10 protein-coding genes are annotated in these 23745 nt (G+C 35.3%); 4 read left to right on the top strand and 6 right to left on the bottom strand.

The genetic code is table 11. The features are described 5' to 3' along the window. Positions 1-156 precede the first annotated feature (156 nt). From AACZ73_RS10870 to AACZ73_RS10855, 4 genes are all read right to left on the bottom strand, one after another. Complete coding sequence (locus tag AACZ73_RS10870; protein WP_339877745.1) at positions 157-1440, bottom strand: hypothetical protein; 1284 nt, start codon at positions 1438-1440, stop codon at positions 157-159. 151 nt (positions 1441-1591) lie between these two features. Next, positions 1592-2494, bottom strand: coding sequence for a glycoside hydrolase family 16 protein (locus AACZ73_RS10865; protein ID WP_339877743.1), 903 nt, complete (start codon positions 2492-2494; stop codon positions 1592-1594). A gap of 771 nt (positions 2495-3265) precedes the next feature. Beyond that, the gene (locus tag AACZ73_RS10860) at positions 3266-9451 is read right to left on the bottom strand and encodes an Ig-like domain-containing protein (RefSeq protein ID WP_339877742.1); all 6186 of its coding nucleotides are present in this window, start codon (positions 9449-9451) and stop codon (positions 3266-3268) included. 1500 nt (positions 9452-10951) lie between these two features. Then, positions 10952-15529, bottom strand: coding sequence for an Ig-like domain-containing protein (locus AACZ73_RS10855; protein ID WP_339877741.1), 4578 nt, complete (start codon positions 15527-15529; stop codon positions 10952-10954). A 1108-nt stretch (positions 15530-16637) separates the two neighbouring features. On the opposite strand from AACZ73_RS10855, the gene AACZ73_RS10850 reads away from it, so the two are divergent. The 3 genes from AACZ73_RS10850 to AACZ73_RS10840 all read left to right on the top strand — a co-directional run bounded on the left by AACZ73_RS10850 (position 16638) and on the right by AACZ73_RS10840 (position 20241). Beyond that, positions 16638-17432, top strand: a complete 795-nt coding sequence (locus tag AACZ73_RS10850) for a WecB/TagA/CpsF family glycosyltransferase (RefSeq protein ID WP_339877739.1) — start codon at positions 16638-16640, stop codon at positions 17430-17432. Between the two features lie 508 nt (positions 17433-17940). Next, positions 17941-19092 carry a glycosyltransferase gene (locus AACZ73_RS10845; RefSeq protein ID WP_339877737.1) on the top strand — a complete coding sequence of 384 codons (1152 nt, stop codon included), beginning with the start codon at positions 17941-17943 and terminating at the stop codon, positions 19090-19092. A gap of 459 nt (positions 19093-19551) precedes the next feature. After that, entirely contained in the window at positions 19552-20241 is a 690-nt protein-coding gene (locus tag AACZ73_RS10840; protein ID WP_339877736.1) for a sugar transferase, read from the top strand. Between the two features lie 107 nt (positions 20242-20348). On the opposite strand, the gene AACZ73_RS10835 is transcribed toward AACZ73_RS10840, so the two are convergent. After that, a complete protein-coding gene (locus tag AACZ73_RS10835) occupies positions 20349-21692 on the bottom strand; it encodes an ATP-binding protein (protein WP_339877735.1) in 1344 nt (447 codons plus the stop codon). After that, positions 21682-23064: a sigma-54 dependent transcriptional regulator gene (locus tag AACZ73_RS10830; protein ID WP_339877734.1), complete on the bottom strand. Its 1383-nt coding sequence runs from the start codon at positions 23062-23064 to the stop codon at positions 21682-21684. The genes AACZ73_RS10835 and AACZ73_RS10830 overlap by 11 nt, the downstream gene beginning before the upstream one ends. A 182-nt stretch (positions 23065-23246) precedes the next feature. On the opposite strand from AACZ73_RS10830, the gene AACZ73_RS10825 reads away from it, so the two are divergent. Next, a complete protein-coding gene (locus AACZ73_RS10825; RefSeq protein WP_339877733.1) occupies positions 23247-23672 on the top strand; it encodes a peptidylprolyl isomerase in 426 nt (141 codons plus the stop codon). The last annotated feature ends 73 nt before the right edge of the window (positions 23673-23745 follow it).

The following is a 23745-nucleotide window of genomic DNA, read 5'->3' as shown; positions in this document are numbered from 1 at the left end:
TGTGATTTTGGGTATAAAAATTAATCGCATTCTGCTGAATTCCAATATTTTCCTATCAGATTTCAATTTAACAAAATTCGAACTGCTCACCTGAATCAATTTTGACTGTTAGGTATATGAATAGTAAATATACCTTTAAAAATGTTTGAATTTTAATTATTGCACACTCAATATTTCATTTTCTTTATCTTCTTCATCGATATCGTCAATTTCTGAAAATCTAGGTAAAAATAGGTACATCAAAGTGATTGGAAGTATGAAAATTGGAGAACCAAAATTCATTATCAATACCATTACAACTATGTAAATTGAATATTCTACCCTAAAATAGTGGATATAAATAAATTTTCCAATACGAAAAAGTGAAAAAATAAATCCAATTAGGCCAAATTTTACGATGAAGTCTATAATTCCGTTCGAAATTCCAAAATTACTAATTTCTACGCCGTATTTTTGGCTCTTCAACTTGACATATGCATTACTAACGCCAAATATTAACTGGGAACCAAAGTTTCGATATAAAAAAATTACACTAGAAAATCTATTTAACTTTACTTCGCCTCCATATTCGGAATAAAACTCAAGTTGATTATTAATATCTTCATAATCATCAAGCATTTTGACGTCGCCCTCATAGGTATCTCCAATTTTATCACCAAGGAAAGGTAGAGAAGTAAATAATACTACACCCAGTACCATAGCAACAATAATTTTAATATCAAAAACTCCTCCATGATAACGATAATATAGTATCATTAAGATAGCAACCGCTAGGTATGCGGTGGTTGATAATGTTGTGACAATTGAGATTAGAATTATTATTGCATTTCTATCAAATTTAAAATTGTTATTCATAAAGTGAAATAACAATGCTGTGATAAGGAAACATCCGTAAGCTCCTGGTTCCCAAACAAAACCGCAGTTTCTTATCGTGTGGACTTTGTCGTAAGTGAATATAAAGAAGTTCGAATAAGTGCTACTAACATCAAATGGTAGTGTGCTATTATAGAAAATTTTTCCCATCGTGAAAAGTATTTCTCCTCCTCCGGCTAATTGAAAAACATAAAATACCAATGAGATTTTTGCTAGTATAATAACTACTTCCGAGATAAGACTAGTGGCATTTTCTCTAACTACAACACAAAAGGAGAATGTTAGAAATATATATTTCAATAAAAAAAAGACATCACTTAATAAATAGGAGGCGCCTAGTTTATTAAAAAGGACATCTCTTAAGATAATATATCCAACATAAATAGTAGCGAAAACAACAAATACGTAAAGATCACTTAAATATATTCTTTTTTTATACATCCCATAACCTAGGCATATAAATGAATACAGAAACCAAAACATATCATACGCATACAAAAATGTTGTTTTGGCTGAAATAATTAAAAAAAATAGTGTTAAAAAATAATCCGGTTTACTTTTTTCCATTATTAAATTTTCGTTGATTTTAGTTTAATTATCAAACAGGATGTTCATTTCAAAGAAAATTAAATCAACCGCTGAAATTAACAAAATCCATTAAGCGTAGTATGCCTAATGGATTTTATTATTTTCTGTTAATTATATATATCCAAATATATCAAGGTGCTAATTCTTTTTGAAATACTCTAACATAGTCAACGAACATTTGCTGAGGGAATACAGTGTTACCGTCAGGATTTCCAGGAAAATTTCCGCCGACTGCTAGTTTCATATTCAGGTGAAATAATTTGTTGAAAGTTCCATTCATTCCAGCATCTGTTTTCTGTTCGAAGTAGACTTTATCGTTAAGAAGCCATTGAATTCTGGTTGGCTCCCAGATTACTGAGAAGACATGAAACTTGTCGTTTAAAATACCATCTTTTAGTGTGGCAATTTCCGTGGCAGATTCTACTTTAGTAGGTGTCCCCCAAATTAATTTTCCAACGATTGAATTATCACCACCTTTTCCATCACCGCCTTTCATTTCTGAAACACTAATGTGTCCAGGAATAGGCCACTTCGCCTCATTAATATTATCACCCAATAAATAAAAAGATGGCCAAATTCCCTGACCTTTAGGTAGTTTAGCCCTGATATCTACCCTTCCATATGTGAAAGAAAATTTATCTAAGGTGTTAATGTTTCCTGAAGTGTATTGGCTTTGTCCTTTATTTTCTTTTTTTGCTGTAATTATCATGTTACCCTCCCTTAGTTCAATATTTTCCGTGGTGTAGAATTCTAGCTCTTCACTTACTCCCCAGCCACATTCATCGGGACATCCATCGCCTTCTATGTAGTTCCAGTTTTCACTTAATGTTGTAGAATTGAATTCATCTGAAAATATGGTGGTGTATCCGTCATAAGATAAGGGGCTAGTACAAGGATCGCATTCCACAGCTATCTCTGCATTTTCTATACACGAACTAACCGAAGCAACAATGATAGGGTACAGTAATATCTTGAAAATCCTCATTAATTTTTTGTCGTTTGAAATATTCTGGTTAATCATTTTGCTTTTCATGGTTTGTAGAATTAATGGTTATTTGGGCTTGTAGTCTATGTTTTTTGAACAGATTGAATTTAGAATTAGGTTAATTAATATTGAATAATTTGTTAATGGAAATACTCAAATTTAAATTTAGGTTCAGGTTTCAACGTTCTTTTATCTTAATTAATGAATTATCTTCTGAATTGGTCTAATTAATTAGGTTAGTTTATGATGTACTTGTGAACTTAAACTTTGAAAGAAAGACTGGGCGTTTCAAATATTTTTCAAAGTTAATAAATTTACGCAGATGCAAATCTAATTGGATTTTCAAATGTTTAATTAAAATTGTTAATATTTTTCTTGAGAGGAACAATTTAGTTTTTTGTTTAATACTAGTATGTTGGTTATCAGTATGTTGACTATTGTTTTCCCGGCTATTAATGCGGTGTTTTTTTTTACTCAATCGTTCTACATTTTTAATGGGTGATGCTTTAAAGTGGAAAAATCGTTTTTCAATTTTTATTCCAATATATTTTAAAGTTGAAGATCAGTTTGTTAGAGTAGTTTAAATAGGAAATATTGGGGAATTATTTTCTCATTTTGATTATACTTATATAGTTTTAAAATTTTAATTGAATAATAGATATATGTAGGATTGTTTGATTAAATAAAAAAGGCTCCCTATTGACTAGGGAGCCTTTTTTAGACTTTGCTTAAATAAGCTATTATTCACTAATAATGTATTTTGCTTATTTGTTAAACAACTTTAATTTAACTTAAATAGCATTTTCAATTATATAAGATTCATTTTTTTATAAACTTCTTACTTGATATATTTTTTCCATTTGAAGTTAAGTTCAAAACATAAACTCCATTTATTAAATCAGACACATCAATGGTTACTGATGATTCCTCAGGTGTAGCTTTAAATGTTTTTTGGACAACACCATTCATCGAAACAACTCTGAATTCAAAATCATATATTCCATCGAGATTCTCAAAGAAGATATTCAAATAGTCAGTTGTAGGATTAGGCCCAATTTTGTAATCCAATAAGACGTTCTGAATGTCTTTTGAATAATCAACTGCTTTTAGAATCATTTGCTCTGAGAAATATGATTTTCCAGTTGCATCAGTAAGTTTCGCCGTCAGTGCGTGGGTTCCAGCAGGAATATTTTTCCAGTTTATGCCATCAGAAGAGCTCTGATCAAATTCACCGATCAATTTATCACCACTAAAGAGTTCTATTTTCTCTATTATTGCATCATTGCTTTTTACTTCAAGGTGTATATTAACCTCGCTCATTGCTTCAATTTCCGTATTTTGATTTGTCAGACTTATCTTGATTTCCGGTGCTAGGAATTCTCTGAAATGTTTGGTTAAGATGATGTCTCTACTTGGCATTTCAAATTCCAGCAGCGACTGATCTCCAGCAGGCACACCGTTTATACTCCAGAAATCAAATATTGCATTGTCTTCATCTTCAACTACAAATATTAGTTTTTCACCTTCTTCAGCTTCAGTAGTGATTTCAGACTGATTTTCTTTTCCTGATATCTCTTCCAGGTTGGAGGATATTTTAACTCTGTACAAGTTGTTACCTTTGAAATCTGGATATGTTATTTTATTCGTTATCAGACTAGATATTTCATCTGTCGAAAGTTTTCTATTCCAAATTCCAACATTGTCAAGAACTCCCTCGAATCTTCGGAGATTTGCTGAATTATTTGTTAATGTAGCGGCTCCAATTGTCAACTCAAGATTTGACTGTGAGATGGATCCTGAAAACCTACCTGATTGCTCAGGCTTAGTAGAATCCATATATAGACTGTATCCTTCGCCGGATTTGTAAGTAGCAATTACTCTAACCCATTTTCCTAATGGAACTGTCTGGCTGGAAACCCAATCATTTAGATAAGGGATATTTGTTCGGATTTTTATTTTATTGTCTCTCGTAAGTCCCATAGAATAAGACTGGTTTTCAGTCCAAGAGGAAGACAATGTTTTTCCTACAATCACTGTTCCCTTTACTTGTCCATTTCCTTCCCGGTAGATATCTGCCATTAAAGTAAACTCAGTTGTCAGATTTAAACTATTACTATGAGGGACGCTTGAAATTGAGGATTTACCATCGTAACTATTTCCTTTTTCAATAAAGCCATTTTGATGGCTGATTGAAGTATTTGTTCCATGGTTTTGACCGTGGGAATCCCTTAATACATTAGATTGATTAGTGTTCATTTCGTAAAATGCGACCAAGCCATTTAGTAAACCATTGCCAATCGGATTTTCAATAACTTTTTCAGCTACTGTAATTGCAATAGGGGCGGAAAAAGTCACTGCACCTAGATTGTCCGTTGCTTTAGCAGTCAGAGAGAATGCTCCGACTGGAAGATTAGTCCAAGAGAAACTGTAAGGATAAGTGATGTCAGCTCCCAACAAGGTACTTCCATTGTAGAATTCTACTTTGGAGATCGTTCCGTCGGCGTCAGCAGCGTTAGCAGTGATACTGATATTTTCTCCTTGGGTAAAGATTGCTTTCGATGCCGGAGCGGTGATACTTACGCTTGGAGCTGTGTTTGGCATGGTAAAGATCATGGAGTTAAAGTTACCGAAGTAGCCGCTGGCTCCGTGGGAATCGACCACATATCGCAGCACATGCTTACCTGCAGGTAGGTTTACTCCGGTCTTTTCAACAGAAGCCCATGTATTCCATCCACCCGTGGCAGGAACCGTAAGTGGACCGGTGACATCTTTTCCGTCACATTCTAGGTGGAAAGTCCCACCCACTGCCGGAGACGCAACACGGACATCAAGGTTGTATGCACCTGCACTAGTGATATTGACCGTGTATTCCATCCATTCGCTGACTTCCATCCAACCCAGCGTATAACTACCTTCGCTAGCAGCTCCAATATCAATATCATCCTGACGATAAACTTGGCCATTGTTTCCATTATCTGAATCATGATAGGAAATTCCTTCACCACCAAGATCATAATTTTCAGCTTCAACAATACCAGGAATGGTAGCGGCATTTCCACCAAAAGGAGATTTAACTATTTTTTGAAGAACGGTGATTGCTACTGGAGCAGAAACAGTTACCGCACCTGTATTGTCAATTGCCTTAGTGGTAATAGAGAACTTTCCAACAGGAACATTGCTCCACGAAAAGCTGTAAGGAGAAGAAGTATCAACTCCCAACAAGGCACTTCCATTGTAGAATTCCACTTTGGAGATCGTTCCGTCGGCGTCAGCAGCGTTAGCAGTGATACTAATGTTTTCTCCTTCATTAAAGATTGCTTCTGCACTTGGTGCTGTAATAGCTACGCTTGGAGCAATGTTAGCTTTTTCAGCTACTGTTATTGCAATAGGCGCAGAAACACTTATTGCACCTTTGTTATCAATTGCTTTTGCAGTTAGAGAGAATGATCCTACAGGAAGATTAGTCCAGGAAATGCTGTAAGGAGAAGAGGTATCAGCTCCTAATAAGGTACTTCCATTGTAGAATTCCACTTTAGAGATAGTTCCATCGGAGTCAGTAGCATTTGCTGTGATACTGATATTTTCACCTTCGGTAAAAATTGCTTTAGTGGCAGGAGCGGTGATGCTTACGCTTGGAGCGATGTTAGCTTTTTCAGCTACTGTTATTGCAATAGGCGCAGAAACAGTCACTGCACCTAGATTGTCCGTTGCTTTAGCAGTCAGAGAGAATGCTCCAACAGGAAGATTAGTCCAAGAGAAGCTATAAGGAGAAGTGATATCAGCTCCCAACAAGGTACTTCCATTGTAGAATTCCACTTTGGAGATCGTTCCGTCAGCGTCAGCAGCGTTAGCAGTGATACTGATATTTTCCCCTTGGGTAAAGATTGCTTTCGATGCCGGAGCGGTGATACTTACGCTTGGAGCTGTGTTTGGCATGGTAAAGATCATGGAGTTAAAGTTACCGAAGTAGCCGCTGGCTCCGTGGGAATCGACCACATATCGCAGCACATGCTTACCTGCAGGTAGGTTTACTCCGGTCTTTTCAACAGAAGCCCATGTATTCCATCCACCCGTGGCAGGAACCGTAAGTGGACCGGTGACATCTTTTCCGTCACATTCTAGGTGGAAAGTCCCACCCACTGCCGGAGACGCAACACGGACATCAAGGTTGTATGCACCTGCACTAGTGATATTGACCGTGTATTCCATCCATTCGCTGACTTCCATCCAACCCAGCGTATAACTACCTTCGCTAGCAGCTCCAATATCAATATCATCCTGACGATAAACTTGGCCATTGTTTCCATTATCTGAATCATGATAGGAAATTCCTTCACCACCAAGATCATAATTTTCAGCTTCAACAATACCAGGAATGGTAGCGGCATTTCCACCAAAAGGAGATTTAACTATTTTTTGAAGAACGGTGATTGCTACTGGAGCAGAAACAGTTACCGCACCTGTATTGTCAATTGCCTTAGTGGTAATAGAGAACTTTCCAACAGGAACATTGCTCCACGAAAAGCTGTAAGGAGAAGAAGTATCAACTCCCAACAAGGCACTTCCATTGTAGAATTCCACTTTGGAGATCGTTCCGTCGGCGTCAGCAGCGTTAGCAGTGATACTAATGTTTTCTCCTTCATTAAAGATTGCTTCTGCACTTGGTGCTGTAATAGCTACGCTTGGAGCCACATTAGATTTAGCTATTACTTTTACTGTAACTGCATCAGAGACGGTAGATAAACCACCATTATCTGTTGCTTTAGCTGTCAAACTATATGTTCCAACTGGTACACTTGCCCATGTAAAACTGAATGGGGCAGAAGTGTCGGTTCCTATTAAAGTATTTCCATCATAGTATTCCACTTTTGCGATCGATCCGTCTGTATCTGTAGCAGAAGCAGTAATATTGATGTTTTCGCCCTGAGTAATTTGGGCGTTGGTATTTGGAGAGGTAATACTAACAGTAGGAGCAAGGTTAGTTTCCCCTGCTTTAGTTTTTAATAATATTACGGATGAATATGCGGGAATTGAAACGGAACCAGTATAAGTTTTACCTTTTAAATCCACATAAGTACCTGACAAACCTAATGATTTAGCTCTATTGGAATAATTATATTCGAATAATATGAATTCTTCGATTTCCATTTTACTATTATCAAAAGCAACTGGACTTTTGGTAGTATTCATATCCAACCCATAATTGCTGTTCCAGGTCTTAAGATCAACAATTCCGTTTTTAGATGGTGTTTGGATAGTAATCGTATTATTTTCATTAACAGGTCTAGCGTGAACATTATTATCAAACGATCCCATCTGATTCACATCATCAATTTTTGACCGAACGAAGACATGTGCTTGGCCTGAGTTTTTTGCCAAAAAGTTGTTGTTCTTCAAAACAATATTCCGGTTAGGATCTCCAAGGTTATCGTGAACAAAACGAATTGAATTTCCAACATTATAAATATTGTTTTGAGAAATATTGAGCGCTCTTGAATTGTGGATGTAAATCCCGCTGGAAGCAATATTCGCGATTGTATTGCCGCTGATTTCAACTCCCGAGGAATTATCATCCATGTAAATTCCTTCCACATAAGGCAAATCGGTTGGGCCATAAGGTTTAGTACCATCAACTGCCCCTATACCATTGATTACTATGTTATTCATTACTTGCCTGTTGGAAAGAGTTTTGTTAGAGGATCCGGTATAAGTGTATATACCCGCCCCATCATCTTTTACGAAGCAAAACGTATCAACGAGGTTGTATTTTACAACGGTGCTGTTTCCGTTGAAATTAATGCCTTGGTATCCTGAATTGTGGATTTTATTATATTGAATACTTCCACTGCCGGAAGTTTCGCTCATATAAATGGTATTTCCGTTAAGGTCTCCATTTCTTCCCATTCCAGGAAATACGTAATTACGATTAAATGTATTATTGTGAATTTTCATATTAACATCCGACCACTGGAAGAAAAGTGCACTATTATATGTGTCTTCTACCAGAGAATTTTGGATGGTGAAATTTGTCGTGGCCAAACCCTGAACTCCATTTTTACCTGCAAATTTTAATTCGCTTGAGTCAAAAGTTATGTTTGAGGAGCTTGATAATGTGATTAGGTTTTCGTTAGCCCCCGTAATGGAAAGGTTTGAAAAAGTGATATTGCTTATTCCCGCCTTAATGTCAATCACTTGATTTGCCAAAGCTACTTGAATATTCGCAGAGGATGGATTGCCTTTATTATAGTAGATCTGTATGGTCTTATTTTGCTTGTTGAAATACCATTCGCCGTTCTGATCTAAGGTTCCAGGGTGGTTTTGAATGAAAAAACCGAATCCGACATAAGGATAATAATAGCTACCGGTAGTATTGTAATTAATGCTTGTCCCAGAATGGTAGTTGATATAATGTCTGTCAATTATCCAGTTGTTTTTTCTGATGACGATTTCCCCGCCAGTAAAATTTGTCGGTGCTTGCAATTCACTGCTGCTAATATTTCCTGAATTGTATGAGCTTATGGTCAAAAAACCTTTTTTGGATGAGTCTGCATTTGGAAATCTACCCATCGCCTGTGCTTTCCCATCTAGCACTACGATATTCAGGGCTTCTGCAACATTAACATTGGCTTCATAAATGTTACTTCCTTTAGAAGTCCAATTTGTTACATTCATTAAAGAGGTAATTACAGGCTTCTCTCCGGAGCCATAGCTTCCGAAGGTAATAGGTGCTCCTTCGGTTCCAGATTTAGTTATGGTAATCGTTCCGTGGAAAGTATCACCGTTTTTAAATAGAATTTTATCTCCCGGCTGTAGCGTACTGAAAATGGAATTCAGCTTTTGAATACTCTTCCATGGTGTGTTCTCATTTTGTGCCTGTATACTACTACGACTATCATCACCAACAGAAGATGATATATAATAGGTAGATGCGCTAACAAAAGAGCATACGAGTAACATCAAGGTAAAGGCTATCGCCCTACCTAAATAGGTAAATATTTTATCCATAATATTTGTGTTATTAAAACAGTTAATCGTGGGTGATTAATTGTTTTTTGTGTTTTTGAATAATATATATTGAATTACAAACCGGGTTATTTGGGATTCTATATAATACTGTTTGCTCTCTAATAATTGAAATAAAATAATTAAGGAACAAATCATTAAAAGTTCAATTCTTGATTTAAGACACAAGAATATATATATAATAAAAAGTTAGTTATTTTTTAATTTCTTTTGAAATTATAAATATGATTTTCAAAAGTTTAAAAATGTATAAAATGCTCTAAAGCCAACCGGAAAATTTTTTTGAAAAAAAATGAAAAAAAATTAAAAAATTTTAAGCGAAGCAGCCAACATCCGGTTGTGATATAAATTAAATAATTAGGTTGCATGTGTGTGCTTTTATTTAATCTCAATTCAGAAAATATTTAATTATTTAACTTTCAGCATATAAGAAAAAACATATTCTATCAAACATATTTAAGTGCTATACATAAAAAAGTTTTAAATCATCATAATTGTGTCATTTGATATGTTTGTTTCTGAAAAGGATGTCAATTAGGGTTAAAGCGAGACTGAGCTATTCTTTTTCTGTCACAATTCGGTAGGCAGAATAATAGGATCTCGCGTTGAGAAAAATAAATTGACTTAACCATGATTTGAGGATTTCTGACATAAAAAATGCCTTTTTCTCTGAATAAAGGCACAATCTGTCTAATGACAATTGAAAAAGTAAAGTTAATCAGCTTAAATCAAATGCATTTATTAGATAGTTAGAGACCTCTTTTGGTTTTATCGCCAAATGCCAATTCAGATGAAAAGGAGGGTGGAAAATATTTCAGACAAGCAGTAGGATCTTTTTACTTATCAAGTAAAAAGATTTTGATCAGCTCAAAATTCCTCTATCTAGTGATTTATATAAGTATTATAGTAATTTATATTAGTTAATATGCTCATCGTATTTAAAAAAAGTAGGGTATAGACTTAAGAGTATTTGACAATCAATCCACTATTTTAATTAGTAATGAAATTGTGTGATATATAATATAATGGAGACTGTCTAAGGTTTAAATTAGGTGCAAATGCTATTCTTTATTTATGAAAAGCAAAAACAATTATATCTTGATTAGTAATTAATGTTGTCCATAAATGAAGATTAGTGAGTTGTTCCTTGTTAAACTTTTTTATGAAAACCCTATGATGTTTTTAGGCTTTATTTGAGAATCGATTTCTGAGAAGTAAATCCAGTAGAAGTGTTTAGTAATTTATATAGTGGAAAAAGCTTTTTAAATACTATAAAAATTTCAAAGGCTTTTTGCCATCAAATAAAAAAGAAAGAGCACCCAATATTATTGGGTGCTCTTTCTTTTTTTCAAAACTACTTTTATACTAATAAAATTTAAAGAATCATTGGATTTGTTTAAAAGATTTTGGCCACCCGTACTGAAACCTCAATGCGGGTGGCCAAAGTAATTTTCTTAACTGTGAATATTGCAGATAATTAATTTATTTTTTTATGAACTTCTTACTTGAAATGTTTTTACCATTTGAAGTCAATTGTAAAACATATACTCCGTTTTTCAAATCCGCGACATCTACAGTCACCGTGGACTCCTCAGGTCTTGCTGCAAAAGTCTTAAGAACTATCCCTGTCATGGAGACTACTTTAAATTCGAAATCATAAACTCCATCCAGATTGGTGAATATTACATTCAGATAATCAGTTGTCGGATTTGGACCTATTTTATAATCCAGCAAGACATCCCTAAAATCTTTTGATTTTGAATCAACCGCTTTAAGTATCACTGGATCAGAAATATATGACTTGCCACGAGAATCAGTAACTCTAGCTACCAGTTCGTGATTTCCTTGCGGAATGTTCTTCCAGGATAGTCCAGTTGAGTCATTAGTTATTTCGCCTATTAGCTCCTCTTTATTAAAGAGCTCTACTTTTTCAATTACGGCATCATTACTTTTTAGCTGTAGATCAATCTGGACGTCACTAGATGCTTCAAATTCAGACTTGTCATCAGGCAAACCAATTTTTATTTCAGGTGCGATGAAGGCTCTGAAGTGTTTGGTAAGGGTGATGTCATTATTTGGCATTTCAAGATCTAAAAGATTTTGATTTCCCTGTTTAACACCATCAATGCTCCAATGCTCAAATACCGCATTTTCTTTATCCTCGACAGTGAATATTAGTTGTTCACCAGCTTCAGCTTCAGTTGATTCTATTGAAGTTCTTACTTCCCCAAGTGTGTCTTCTATGGTAGATGATACATTGACTCTGTAGTTATTGCTTCCCGCAAAATCAGGGTAAGTGATTTTAGTAGTAATCAGGCTTTCTATTTCAGATTTAGAGAGTTTTCTATTCCAGATTCCTACGTTGTCCAAAATTCCTTCAAATCTTCTTTGATGTGCTGAATTGTTCTGAAGAGTGGCTGATCCAATGGTCAATTCCATATCAGATTTTGTAATAGATCCGGAGAATGCACCAGATTGTTCAGGATTTGTGGAATCCAAATACAGACTGTATCCTTCACCTGACTTATATGTTGCGATAACTCTTACCCACTTACCTTTAGGAACTACAGCAGTAGATTCCCAATTTTTTAGATAAGGGATATTTGTACGAATTCTTATTCTATTGTCCCAAGTCAAGCCTATTGAGTAAGACTGGTTCTCTGTCCAAGCAGACGACAATGTTTTACCAACTATTACAGTTCCTTTTGACTGAGCATCGCCTTCTCTGTAGATATCGGCCATTAAGGAAAATTCGGTAGTAAGATTCAGGCTGTTGCTATGTGGCACGCTTGAAATAGAAGCCTGTCCATCATATTTATTTCCATTCTGAATGAAACCGTTAGTATGGTTGATTTGTGAATTAACGCCATGGTTTTGTCCATGGGAGTCTCTTAGTACTCCGGATGAATTTGTGTTCATTTCATAGAATGAAACCAGACCATCTAATAATCCCGATCCTGAAGCAGGAGATGTATTGCCTACTAATTGAGATTCGTTTGATTTGGTAAAACTCATGGAATTTAAATTGCCGAAGTATCCATTTGCTCCGTGGCTGTCTAACACAAATCGTAAAACATGCTGACCGGCAGGTAGATTTACATCAGACTTGGTTACAGATCCCCAATTGCTCCATCCACCTGTGGAAGAAACAGTTAGTGGGCCTGTTACATCCACACCATCAACTTCGATATGGAATTTTCCTCCGGAAGCTGGAGAAGCTAAACGTACATTAAGATGATAAGCTCCTGCGGATTTTATATTCACAGTATATTCGAGCCACTCGTTTTTATTCATCCATCCTAAGGTGTAACCACCTTCGCTTGCTGCTCCAATATCCACATCATCTTTACGGTATGCACCACCATTATTTCCTGCATCAGTATCATGGTAAGCTACACCTTCTCCACCCAAATCATAATTTTCTGCTTCTACAGTTCCTGGAATTACAGCTGGTGTTCCTCCGTAAGGAGACTGCGCTGATTTTTGAGCTATTTTGATTGCTACAGGAGTGGAAGTAGTTACAGAGCCTTTGCTATCAGTAGCTTTTACAGTTATGTTAAAACTTCCAACAGAAGAACTAGTCCACTGCATGCTGTAAGGAGAGGAAGTGTCAGTTCCTAATAAATTGTTTCCATTATAAAACTCAACTTTTGATATTGATCCTTCAGTTTGAGCTGTGATTGTTACCTCATCTCCTTTTGAAAACTGTGAGTTTGGTACAGGCGAAGTGATGCTGACATTTGATAAAGTAGTCTCTGCTTCTACCACATTTACATCAATTGATTCTGAAACGGTTTGTTTTCCTTTATCGTCGGTAACTTTTGCAGTTAAAGTGAAATTCCCTGTAGATGCACCAGACCAAGTGAAACTGTAAGGGGAAGTTGTGTCAGTTCCTAATAGATTGTTTCCATTATAGAATTCGACTTTTGTAATTGTCCCGTCAGGATCTGTAGCATTAGCAGTGATATTTATGCTATTGCCTTTAGCAAATTGAGATTTTGAGCTTGGAGATGTAATACTTACACTAGGTGCTGCATTTGCAGCGCCCGCCTTGGTTTTAAGTAGCATGATAGATGAATAAGCAGGAATGCTAACAGATCCTGAATATTCTCTGCCCCTTAAATCAACATACGTTCCTGATAAACCGACAGATCTTGAACTACTTGAGTAATTGTATTCAAATAGGATAAAGTCATCAATATCCATTTTACTCTCATCGAAAGCCACTGGACTTGAGGAAGAATTTCGATCCATCCAATAGCTATCTTTCCAGGATTGAAAATTAATCAACCCTTTTTTTGATGGAAGATCAAGAGTAAATGTGTTGTTTTCATTGAGAGGTTTTGAGTACACATTTTGATCAAAAGTACCCATCTGATTTGCATCATTGTATTTAGATCTTACGAAAACATGTCCTTGACCACTTGTTTTCGCCAAAAAGTTATTATTCTTCATCGTGATATTCCTATTAGGATCACCTAGATTATCATGGACGAATAATATGGAGTTTCCAACATCGTAGACGTTGTTGTCATTGATTTCCAAGCTTCTGGAATTGTGAATGTAAATACCACTCCATCCCACATGTGCAACTGTATTTCCCTTTATTTCAACTCCTGAAGTATTATCATCCATGTAAATACCTTTCACATAGGGAAAATCATTTGGTCCAAAAGGTTTTGTGCCATCTACAGCACCAACACCGTTGATGACAATATTATTGGTCACTTTTCTATTAGTAAAAGTAGTATTTGGATAACCTGTGTGGGTGTAAATCCCAGCTCCATCATCTTTTACAAAGCAAAAAGTATCAACTAAATTATTTTTAACTACCGTGTTGTTTCCATCGAAATTTATGCCCTGGTATCCAGAGTTTAAAACTTTATTGCCCTCTACAAGAGCGTTGTTTGAGGTTGCACTCATATAAATGGTATTTCCATTCATATCTCCATTTCTACCCATTCCGGCAAAAATGTAGTTTCTATTAAAGGTATTGTTGATGATTTTCAAATTGACATCTTGCCACTGAAAGTGTATACCACTGTTATATGTGTCTTCGACTAGAGAATTTTGAAGGGTAAAGTTTGTTGTAGTGATTGCGTCTATACCGTTGTGACCTGCAAATTTTATTTCAGTAGAATTAAATGTAATGTTTGAGCCACTGGTAATTTTGACTATGTCTTCATTAGCACCTTGAATGGCTAAGTTTGAAAAAGTAATGTTGCTTGCGCCTCTTAGATCAATAACTTTATCACTTAAGGAGACCTGAATATTACCGGAAGAAGGATTACCCCTATTATAATAAACTTGAACCATTTTGTTCTGTTTATTGTAATACCACTCTCCGTTTTGATCTAGCGTTCCTGGGTGATTTTGAATAAAAAATCCGTATCCTGCATTTGGGCTATAATTACTTCCGAGAGGATTGTAACCTATGCTTGTACCGGAATGATAATTAATAGAGTGTCTGTCAATAATCCAGTTGTTTTTTCTAATCACAACTTCTCCACCTGAAAAGTTACTTGGAGCTTGCATTTCACTACTGCTTACATATCCCCATCCATAGGAATTAATAGTTAAGTATCCTGATTTGTTTGCATCCGCATTTGGATATCGACCCATAGCTTGAGCTTTTCCGTCCATAAGAACGATGTTCAAATCGCTCTCTACTCCAACATAGGCTTCATAAATGTTCCCACCTTTTGAAGTCCAATTAGTAACTCTAAGAAGCGAGGTGATAATTGGCTTTTCACCGGAACCATAACTTCCAAATGTAATGGGTGCACCTGAGTTACCCGATTTGGTCATTATAATCGTTCCTTGGAAAGTATCCCCACTTTTAAAAAGGATATTATCCCCAGGTTGAAGTGAACTTATGATAGAGTTTAGTTTTTGAATACTTCTCCAGGGTGTGTATTGATTTTGTGCTTCGCCGCTACTGCGATTATCGTCACCGCTACTTGAAGAGAAATAATAGGTGGTGGCATAGGAAAAACTGCATGAGAGTAACACGACGGTATATAATACCATCCTTGTTAGGTTAGTAAATAATTTTTTCATAAAGGGGGATTTGAACAGGTTTGGTGGTTAAGAAGTAATCAGAGTAATAATTTTTATATGGTACTTAAATCGTTTTAATACTGGGTGATAACTATTAGCAGAAATCATAAAATTTAATACTGTATATAATTGAAAATCAGTTATTTGATCTCTTTTGCCCCACATTATATATGTGATTTTACTTCAAAAACTCTTTTAGATTCTCAGATATTTTGGGCAAATATCCTAAGCCACTTTTTAAACAGAACAACAATAAAGTGCTGATTCCATATTTACTAGAACTAATAAAAACGGTGGCTGTCAATCCAATTCTGACCGACTCGCACCTTCTTCCTATGACCGTGCCGCACTATGCCAGTTTAGAATTTAAAAATTCGCATGCTAAAAAATGAAATTGTAATACTTAAAAACGCTTTTTGAATCAAAACAAACTAAAATTGTGGGAAAATTTATGCTCACATATTGCCCCTTTTCTCAACAAACTGTAGGAAAATGCCATAAAAATGTATTTCATTTTAAAGTTTAAGTTATTAAGTGTCTTAGGAAGATTCTAGTTTTGGTCCCAGCAAATGGAGCTTTTTCAAAAGGTTTTTATTAAAAGAAATCTGAATGAGTAGTCCATACCTAATCTTTTAAGAAAAATTTACATACATTTTTTTACGTTTTGAATAGTTTTTTTTGAAAAATATTTTTTTGAAAAATTCATCAACTAATATTATATCTAGGTTTAATCTCATTATATTAATTAACTATAAATCATAGTTTTATATTTTATTAATTTTCTCTCTTTATTTCGAATTATCTAATAAGTAAGGTTCAAATCGAAAAAATTACTTAATCCCAATTTTTTTTTAGTTGAAAAGGCCTTAGGATTTAAAATTTATTTTTATACATTTGTTTCATAAACAGTCACAATAATGCTGTTCAAATATAAAAAAACGTCATGCGTAAAAATTTTAACTCATTTTCTTCCTCTCTAAAATGCTCAAATGTGCTTTTAAGGCACATTTTTGTAGGGTCGAAGAAGTCAGTTGTTGAAATGGTCGACAAAAATGACATTAGTCAAGCATTTTTAAATATCTAGTTAATAATTCAAAATTCCCTTGTTATGCTACAACAATCCGCCCTCAAAAATCAAATCAACGATTTCAGAGTATTTAGCCAGGAATTAAACAATTTGCCAGTGGCAAATAAAATCCTCATTCAAACTGTGAACCAGTATTCATATTGTTTGACTAAGGAGGATCCTGAATTCAAAGCATCTCTTATGGGAGCGGACGTACTTTTGCCTGACGGCATTGGAATCGTCTTGGCTAATCGATTGATCGGGAGAACTAATATCAAAAAGATAGCAGGTGCAGATATTCATCAGCATTTGTTGAAAGGCTTAAATAGAAAAGGCGGAAGATGTTTCTATTTGGGGTCGTCAGAACATGTTTTGGAGGCTATCAAGTCTAGAAGTAATAAGGAATATTCCAATATTGAGGTGGGATACTACTCTCCGCCATTCAAAGCTAATTTCACTGAGGAAGAAACACAGCAAATGATTGACGCTGTAAATGAGTTTAAGCCTGACGTATTATTTATAGGAATGACTGCGCCAAAGCAAGAAAAATGGGCATTTGCGAATAAGAAATTTCTTGATGCTTCCGTGATTTGTTCTATTGGTGCTGTATTTGATTTTTATGCTGGAACAGTACAAAGACCAAATAAAGTTTGGGTAAATTTAGGCTTAGAGTGGTTAGTTCGATTCGCTAAAGAACCAAAAAGAATGTGGGTAAGATACGCTTACTACGGTCCTATATTTGTAAAAGACATTTTTTCCGAATTCTTGAGCAAGCAGTTGACTAAAAAGCATGAGGATACAGGATACATCAGTATGAAAGAATCTAGAGTTGGTTAATTGCGTTTCGAGCGTGGGTGTTAAGTCAACAATTAGTTAGGGAAGGATTATTATTATTCGCTGACTTTAAAGTGGCCACTCAATCACTAGGTAAAATATCTTATTGTCAATTAAAATAATTCATAAAATTATTAGAGCTAACCGAGGTTGAATTTCTTCCTCGGTTTTTTTCATGTCTAATAAGCAAAGAATTATAGGCAAAGCGTATTTAGTTTAATTGAGTGATTTCGCTTTGGTAGAAAAGGTTGAGCAATTTCTTACGCTGGATTATTGACTTAGTGCAAATCCTTTTCATCACAGGAATATTGAATTCAAATTGGTGATTGAAAATGTACAGTTATCTTTGAACGTCAGAAAAAGATAATCAAGTGAAATCTATTCCATCCATCTAATCCAAGTCAAGATAAATTGGGTTTAGTTGAATTGTTGAAAAATTAAATAAGATGCTCACTTTTTTCTTTCCATAAAAAATGATTACCACTATACTATTTCAAATTTTCAATTTTCTATGAATAACAAAGTTTTAGTTATATGCTCGAGTGCGCTATTTCCAACCAATAGTGGGGATAAGATTTATTCTCTAGATCAATTGAAAACATTGGCAAAAAAATTTGATGTAGTCTTCGTGAATGTCGTGGAGGAAGAATATGACGAAGATTTAAATCGAAATAGTCTTAAGGAATTGTGTTCTTCCATATATTTTTTTAAGGAGACATATATTAATCAGGGAGTTACGGCATTAAAATCCTTTGCTTCCGGAAAACCTTCTATTGTTACCAGAAGTAAATATTTAGAGCATATAACAACATCTCTAAGCGAGATTATAAAGAGAGAAAAACCGATGTTTGCCTTGGTTGATCATCTACGTTCTAGTATTTATTTGGATCCAAAGACTATTAAGACCTACTTAGTTGAGCATAACGATGAAGTTCGAATCTTTGAACAGAATAGCAAAGTTTCATATAATCCTGTTGTAAAAATCACTTACGCTATTTTAATGCGTTTGCTAAGGACATATAGAGATAACTATTATTCCCACGTAGAGAAGGTGATTTTTATTAGTTCATTCGACTATTCCGAGGATTTTAAAAATGCAGTGTTCTTGAAGAATTTGATGATTCGATTTGATCACAAAGAGTATACAATCCCAAACAGTAATTCCGAAGTGAAAAATATTCTTTTTTGTGGAAGTATGCACTGGCATCCTAACCTGAATGGAGTAAAATGGTTTCTGGAAAATGTTTATGAAAAGCTAGGGAAAAACATTAATGTCTTAATTGTTGGACGGCATATACCTGATACTCTTCGGAAATACGAATCAGAGCGAATAAAAATGTTTTCTGATGTCCCATCTATGGAAGAGTTTTTTTTGAAATCAGATATCTTTTTTGTGCCTATTCTTACAGGTGGAGGAATTAATATCAAGGTACTAGAAGCTCTTTCTTACGGAATTCCTATTGTAACCACAGAATTTGCTGTAAGAGGATATGATGGATTGAATTTTTTAGAACCTTCTAATGATCCGGATGGATTTGCAAACCGTATTGAGAGCCTTTTAAATAATCAAGATGCTCTCAATCAGTTAAAGAACAAGGAACTAGAATTTTACAAAAACTATACTGAAAATGCTGAAAGAGATTTTCTTAGTTTTCTAGCTTAGTTATTTTGACTTTTCACAACAAAAATTTGCTGGCAAAAAGTTTAGTCACAAAATGTGAGAAGTCGCTTTTTTAAAATTGCAATCATTTTCTAGTGAGCTTTTCATTGTGTACGAAAATGCCTAGCTAATTTGAGCGCAATAATATTTCACCATTTCAGTCATTTTTTAAATGTTTTTATTTGTATAGTGTAAATCTAAATCAATAAAAATCAATTTTACTAATCTTAGTTAGCACTCAAAACGATTGATTTTGCAGTCAATAATCACATTTAATTCATAATTAATTATCAATAATAAAACATAAGTTTTTTTTACGATTTATTAAAAATGTATTTCAAATAAAAAATAATGTAATTCATTTGGGAAATCAATCTTTTATTGCCTAGATTTACACAATGAAATGACCGGGAAATTTAACTCTAGTCTTTTGATATAATTTTATAAAAAATACATATTGTCATGGCTACAACAATTTCAAAACTTAACAACCTAGAAAATTTTTCAATTAATTCCGACTTCATCTTTAATAGGTATTCGGTAAATCTGTTGGATAGCTCTCAGATTATTTCCAAGAGAATTTTTGAGATTTTGTCAGTTAGCATTTTCCTCTTATTAATTGCAAGTTGGTTATTTCCAATTATCGCGCTTTTTATAAAGATGGAATCCAAAGGGCCTGTTTTTTACAAGCAACTTAGACATGGACAAAATAATGTGCCTTTCTATTGTTTTAAATTTAGAAGTATGAAATTTGAGCCTGAAACCAATTTTAAACAGGCTACAAAAGGTGACTCAAGAGTTACAAAGGTTGGAGCTTTTCTAAGAAAAAGTAGTTTGGATGAACTACCTCAGCTGTTAAATGTATTAATCGGTGAAATGGCAATCGTTGGACCTAGACCTCACGCCATACCAATGAATAAAGAATTTGCTGAAAAAATGGAGAATTTTATGTGCAGACACATGGTTAAACCAGGTATCACAGGATTAGCTCAAGCTAAGGGATACAGAGGGGAAATCTTAAACTTGTCAGACATGAATGCTCGTTTGCGCTATGACTTATTTTATATCAAAAACTGGAGTTTCTTATTCGATCTTAAGATAATTCTATTGACATTTAATAGCCTGATCTTCAGGAATAAAAATGCTTATTAATCTTTTTGAAAGCTATTAAAAAAGCTCTTTGGTAACATTTCCAAAGAGCTTTTTTTATAGCAAGGACGATTTTTCATTTATTGCTAAACTGAATTTTAACTAATTAATTATCCATTAAATATCAGTTTAAAAGTAGTCCCCTCACCCTGAAGAGATCTCACCTGAATATTGCCTTTATGGCGACGCATGATTTGTTTCGATAGACTAAGTCCAATCCCTGATCCTTTGGATTTGGTGGTAAAGAATGGAATGAAAATTTTCGAAAGCGCCTCTTCTTCGATTCCTTTCCCAGTATCAGCTACTTCGAGAATTATTTTCCCAGCTTCATCTATAAATGCCCGAAGTATAATTCGCTTAATTTGTGAATCTTCCACGGCTTGGATTGCATTTTGAGTAAGATTGATCAGCACCTGCTCGATCTGAGTTTGATCTCCAAATAGGATTAATTCTTTAGGGTTGATTTCTTTGATAAGTTCTATCTGGTGTGTTTCAAGTTGGTTTTGAAGTAAAACTTCCAATTGATGAAAGAGTTTTGCAATAGCAATACTGCTGAATTTTGGAGCTGGAATATGTGCCAAACTTCTAAAGTCAGATACGAAACTGATTAACCCCTGACTACGCTTTTCAATAGTGCTGATTCCCATTAGGTAATCTTCCATCTCTGAAGGGGTTATTTGCTCCACATGTTCAATTTTGCTTTCCATTTCTCCTTGAATAGTTCCAGCGAGAGAGGAGATAGGAGCAATAGAGTTCATAATTTCATGAGTTAGAATTTTGACCAGATTTTGCCAAGCTTCCATCTCTTTCTCCTCTAATTCGGACTGGATATTCTGTAGAGATACGAGTTTAAATTTCTCACCGCGCATAAGTAATTCAATCACGTACACGGAAATCTGCATGATTCCATCAGGATGAGCGATCTTGATTAGTTCAGATCCACCAGTTCTGAGATTATTTATTGCTAAGTGAAGCTCCTTATTAATTCTCTCGATATCACCGATGTTTTTTAATTCATCCACATCGAGGATCCGTTTTGCAGCTGTGTTTACAATTTGAATTCCACCGTTTTCTCCAAAAGTGATTAGGCCTATGCTTAGGTGCTTGAACACGGATCTGAAATATTGGTAGTTGGCTTCTTTTTCAGCCTGATCTTCTTTCAGCTTTGCCAGAATCGCATTAAATTCTATATGCAAATCATCTGTCTCTGTTCCGTCAAACTTGACTGGATAAAGCTGGGAATATTTGTCCTGCTTGATATTATCGAGGAAAACGCGCACTTTTTTGAATGATCCTTCGGAGTAACGGAGCAAATAAATTATTTGGAATACGACTAATACAAGAAAAAGGGAAATCATGAAAACTCCCCAACTATCTATGATAGCGTATGCTAAAAGAAAAAGAGAGGCTGCTAAAAAAGCAATCCTCCCAAGTAGCCCAACTTTATAGTCCATATTTTTCCAGCCTTCTGTACAAGGACGCTCTTGTAAGTCCGAGCTCCTTAGCTGCTTTTGAGATGTTTCCTCCGTTTTTGTCAATAGCTCGCTGAATGGTTGTCTTTTCCATGTCATCCAGATTCAGGGTAACGGCAGTCGGTGCTTTATCCGAAGCAGGCTTAGCAGAGAGGAAAAAGAAATCTCTAGAATCCAACACATCGCCTTCAGCCATGATGATTGCCCGCTCTATGGCATGCTGTAGCTCTCGGATATTTCCAGGCCATGCATAGTGCTGCAATAAATCCATTCCAGCAGCGGTAAAACCAGTGAAGTTTTTACGGTATTTCTGACTATAGCTCTTAAGGAAATGATTGGCTAGTACAGGAATATCATCTTGTCTTTCACGAAGTGGAGGTAAGAAAATCTCAACTGTATTGATTCTGTAAAGTAAGTCTTGACGGAATGAGTTATCAGCAATACTATCGTGAATCGGCATGTTTGTGGCACAAATAAGACGGATGTCGACAGGAATGGCCTTATTAGTACCTATTCTGGTCACCTCCCTGCGTTGTAAAACTGTCAATAGTTTTGACTGAAGAGGAAGAGAAAGATTACCTATTTCATCCAGAAACAAAGATCCTTTATCTGCAATTTCAAATCTTCCTGATCGATCATCTTTCGCGTCAGTAAATGCTCCCTTTTTATGACCAAAAAGCTCAGATTCAAATAGCGATTCAGTAATTGAACCCATATCTACTCCAACGAAAATCTCATCTTTCCGAAGTGATCTATCATGGATAGCCCTGGCAATTAATTCTTTACCTGTACCATTTTCACCCAAAATCAGAACGTTTGCATCAGTCTGGGCTACTTTGTCAATGATAGAAAAGATATTTTTCATAGAAGCACTTTGACCGATGATGTCAGTGTAAGGTTTCTTCATGTCTGTCTGCATCTGCTTTTGCTTTTTCTGCAGCTTGTCGACTTCATTGTAGCTTTCTTTCAGTCGGATAGCTGCAGAGAGTGTAGCGATCAACTTCTCATTCTGCCATGGCTTTAATATGAAATCAGTTGCCCCTTCTTTCAATGCTTGCACGGCCATTTCAACATCACCAAAAGCTGTTATAAGTATTACAACTGCCTTTGGATCGATTTCTTTAATTTGTTTTAGCCAGTGAAAACCTTCCTTGCCGGACGTCGTGTCCTCTCTGAAGTTCATGTCTAGGAGAATCACATCATAGTTATTGTTATTGACCAAAAAAGGAATCCTGCGTGGATCCTTTTCTATCATCACTTCTTTGGCGTGCTTCTTCAAAAGCATTTTTGCGGCAAATAATAAGTCTTCGTTATCATCGATGATAAGAATCTTGCCTAAATCTTGAGTTTCCATGGTTAATTATTTGATATCCTTTAGGGGAAAATGATGCCAACCCTAATATAAGCCTATATTCCCGCTTTCTGAAAGAAAAGTGTCCAATAGTGTACGGTTTTATATTAAAAGCGGACATCTTTGATTTGGTTTTCATCACAAAGAGATTTTTGTACCTTTGTACTTTACTAAAACAAATGACTATGCAAGCTAAAAAAGGAGATGCAGTTCAAGTGCATTATACCGGTAAATTAGAAGATGGAAGCGTGTTTGATACTTCAGCAAATCGTGAGCCGCTAGGATTTACCTTAGGCGATGGAAATATGATTAAAGGCTTCGATACGGCTGTTGACGGTATGACCCTAGGAGACAAAGTGACTGTGACTATACCAGCAGCTGAGGCTTACGGTGAGCGCAGAGACGATATGATGATCGATGTGCCAATTGCGCAAGTCCCTGCGGATATAAAGCCTGAGATAGGAATGTCCTTGACTCTTCAGGGAGGAAATGGCCAGCCGATGCCTGTTACTGTTGTGGGTGTTGATGCTGAAAAAATCACGCTGGATGCTAATCACCAGTTGGCAGGAAAAGATTTGATCTTTGATATTGAGTTGGTGAAAGTCAACTAATAAATTTCAATTCACTTGAATTTGAAAAGGCTGTTTCAGAAATGAAATGGCCTTTTTTAATATTATTTCATAT

The sequence above is a fragment of the uncultured Algoriphagus sp. genome, from assembly GCF_963974835.1.
Classification (GTDB): domain Bacteria; phylum Bacteroidota; class Bacteroidia; order Cytophagales; family Cyclobacteriaceae; genus Algoriphagus.
This window is presented reverse-complemented; position numbering and strand designations above follow the sequence as displayed.

Bases quoted from the DNA above. Each gene is read 5' to 3' on its own strand.
- AACZ73_RS10830 (WP_339877734.1), bottom strand. From the start codon at position 23,064: ATGGAAACTCAAGATTTAGGCAAGATTCTTATCATCGATGATAACGAA.
- AACZ73_RS10845 (WP_339877737.1), top strand. From the start codon at position 17,941: ATGAATAACAAAGTTTTAGTTATATGCTCGAGTGCGCTATTTCCAACC.
- AACZ73_RS10840 (WP_339877736.1), top strand. From the start codon at position 19,552: ATGGCTACAACAATTTCAAAACTTAACAACCTAGAAAATTTTTCAATT.
- AACZ73_RS10835 (WP_339877735.1), bottom strand. From the start codon at position 21,692: ATGGACTATAAAGTTGGGCTACTTGGGAGGATTGCTTTTTTAGCAGCC.
- AACZ73_RS10825 (WP_339877733.1), top strand. From the start codon at position 23,247: ATGCAAGCTAAAAAAGGAGATGCAGTTCAAGTGCATTATACCGGTAAA.
- AACZ73_RS10855 (WP_339877741.1), bottom strand. From the start codon at position 15,529: ATGAAAAAATTATTTACTAACCTAACAAGGATGGTATTATATACCGTC.
- AACZ73_RS10850 (WP_339877739.1), top strand. From the start codon at position 16,638: ATGCTACAACAATCCGCCCTCAAAAATCAAATCAACGATTTCAGAGTA.
- AACZ73_RS10870 (WP_339877745.1), bottom strand. From the start codon at position 1,440: ATGGAAAAAAGTAAACCGGATTATTTTTTAACACTATTTTTTTTAATT.
- AACZ73_RS10865 (WP_339877743.1), bottom strand. From the start codon at position 2,494: ATGAAAAGCAAAATGATTAACCAGAATATTTCAAACGACAAAAAATTA.
- AACZ73_RS10860 (WP_339877742.1), bottom strand. From the start codon at position 9,451: ATGGATAAAATATTTACCTATTTAGGTAGGGCGATAGCCTTTACCTTG.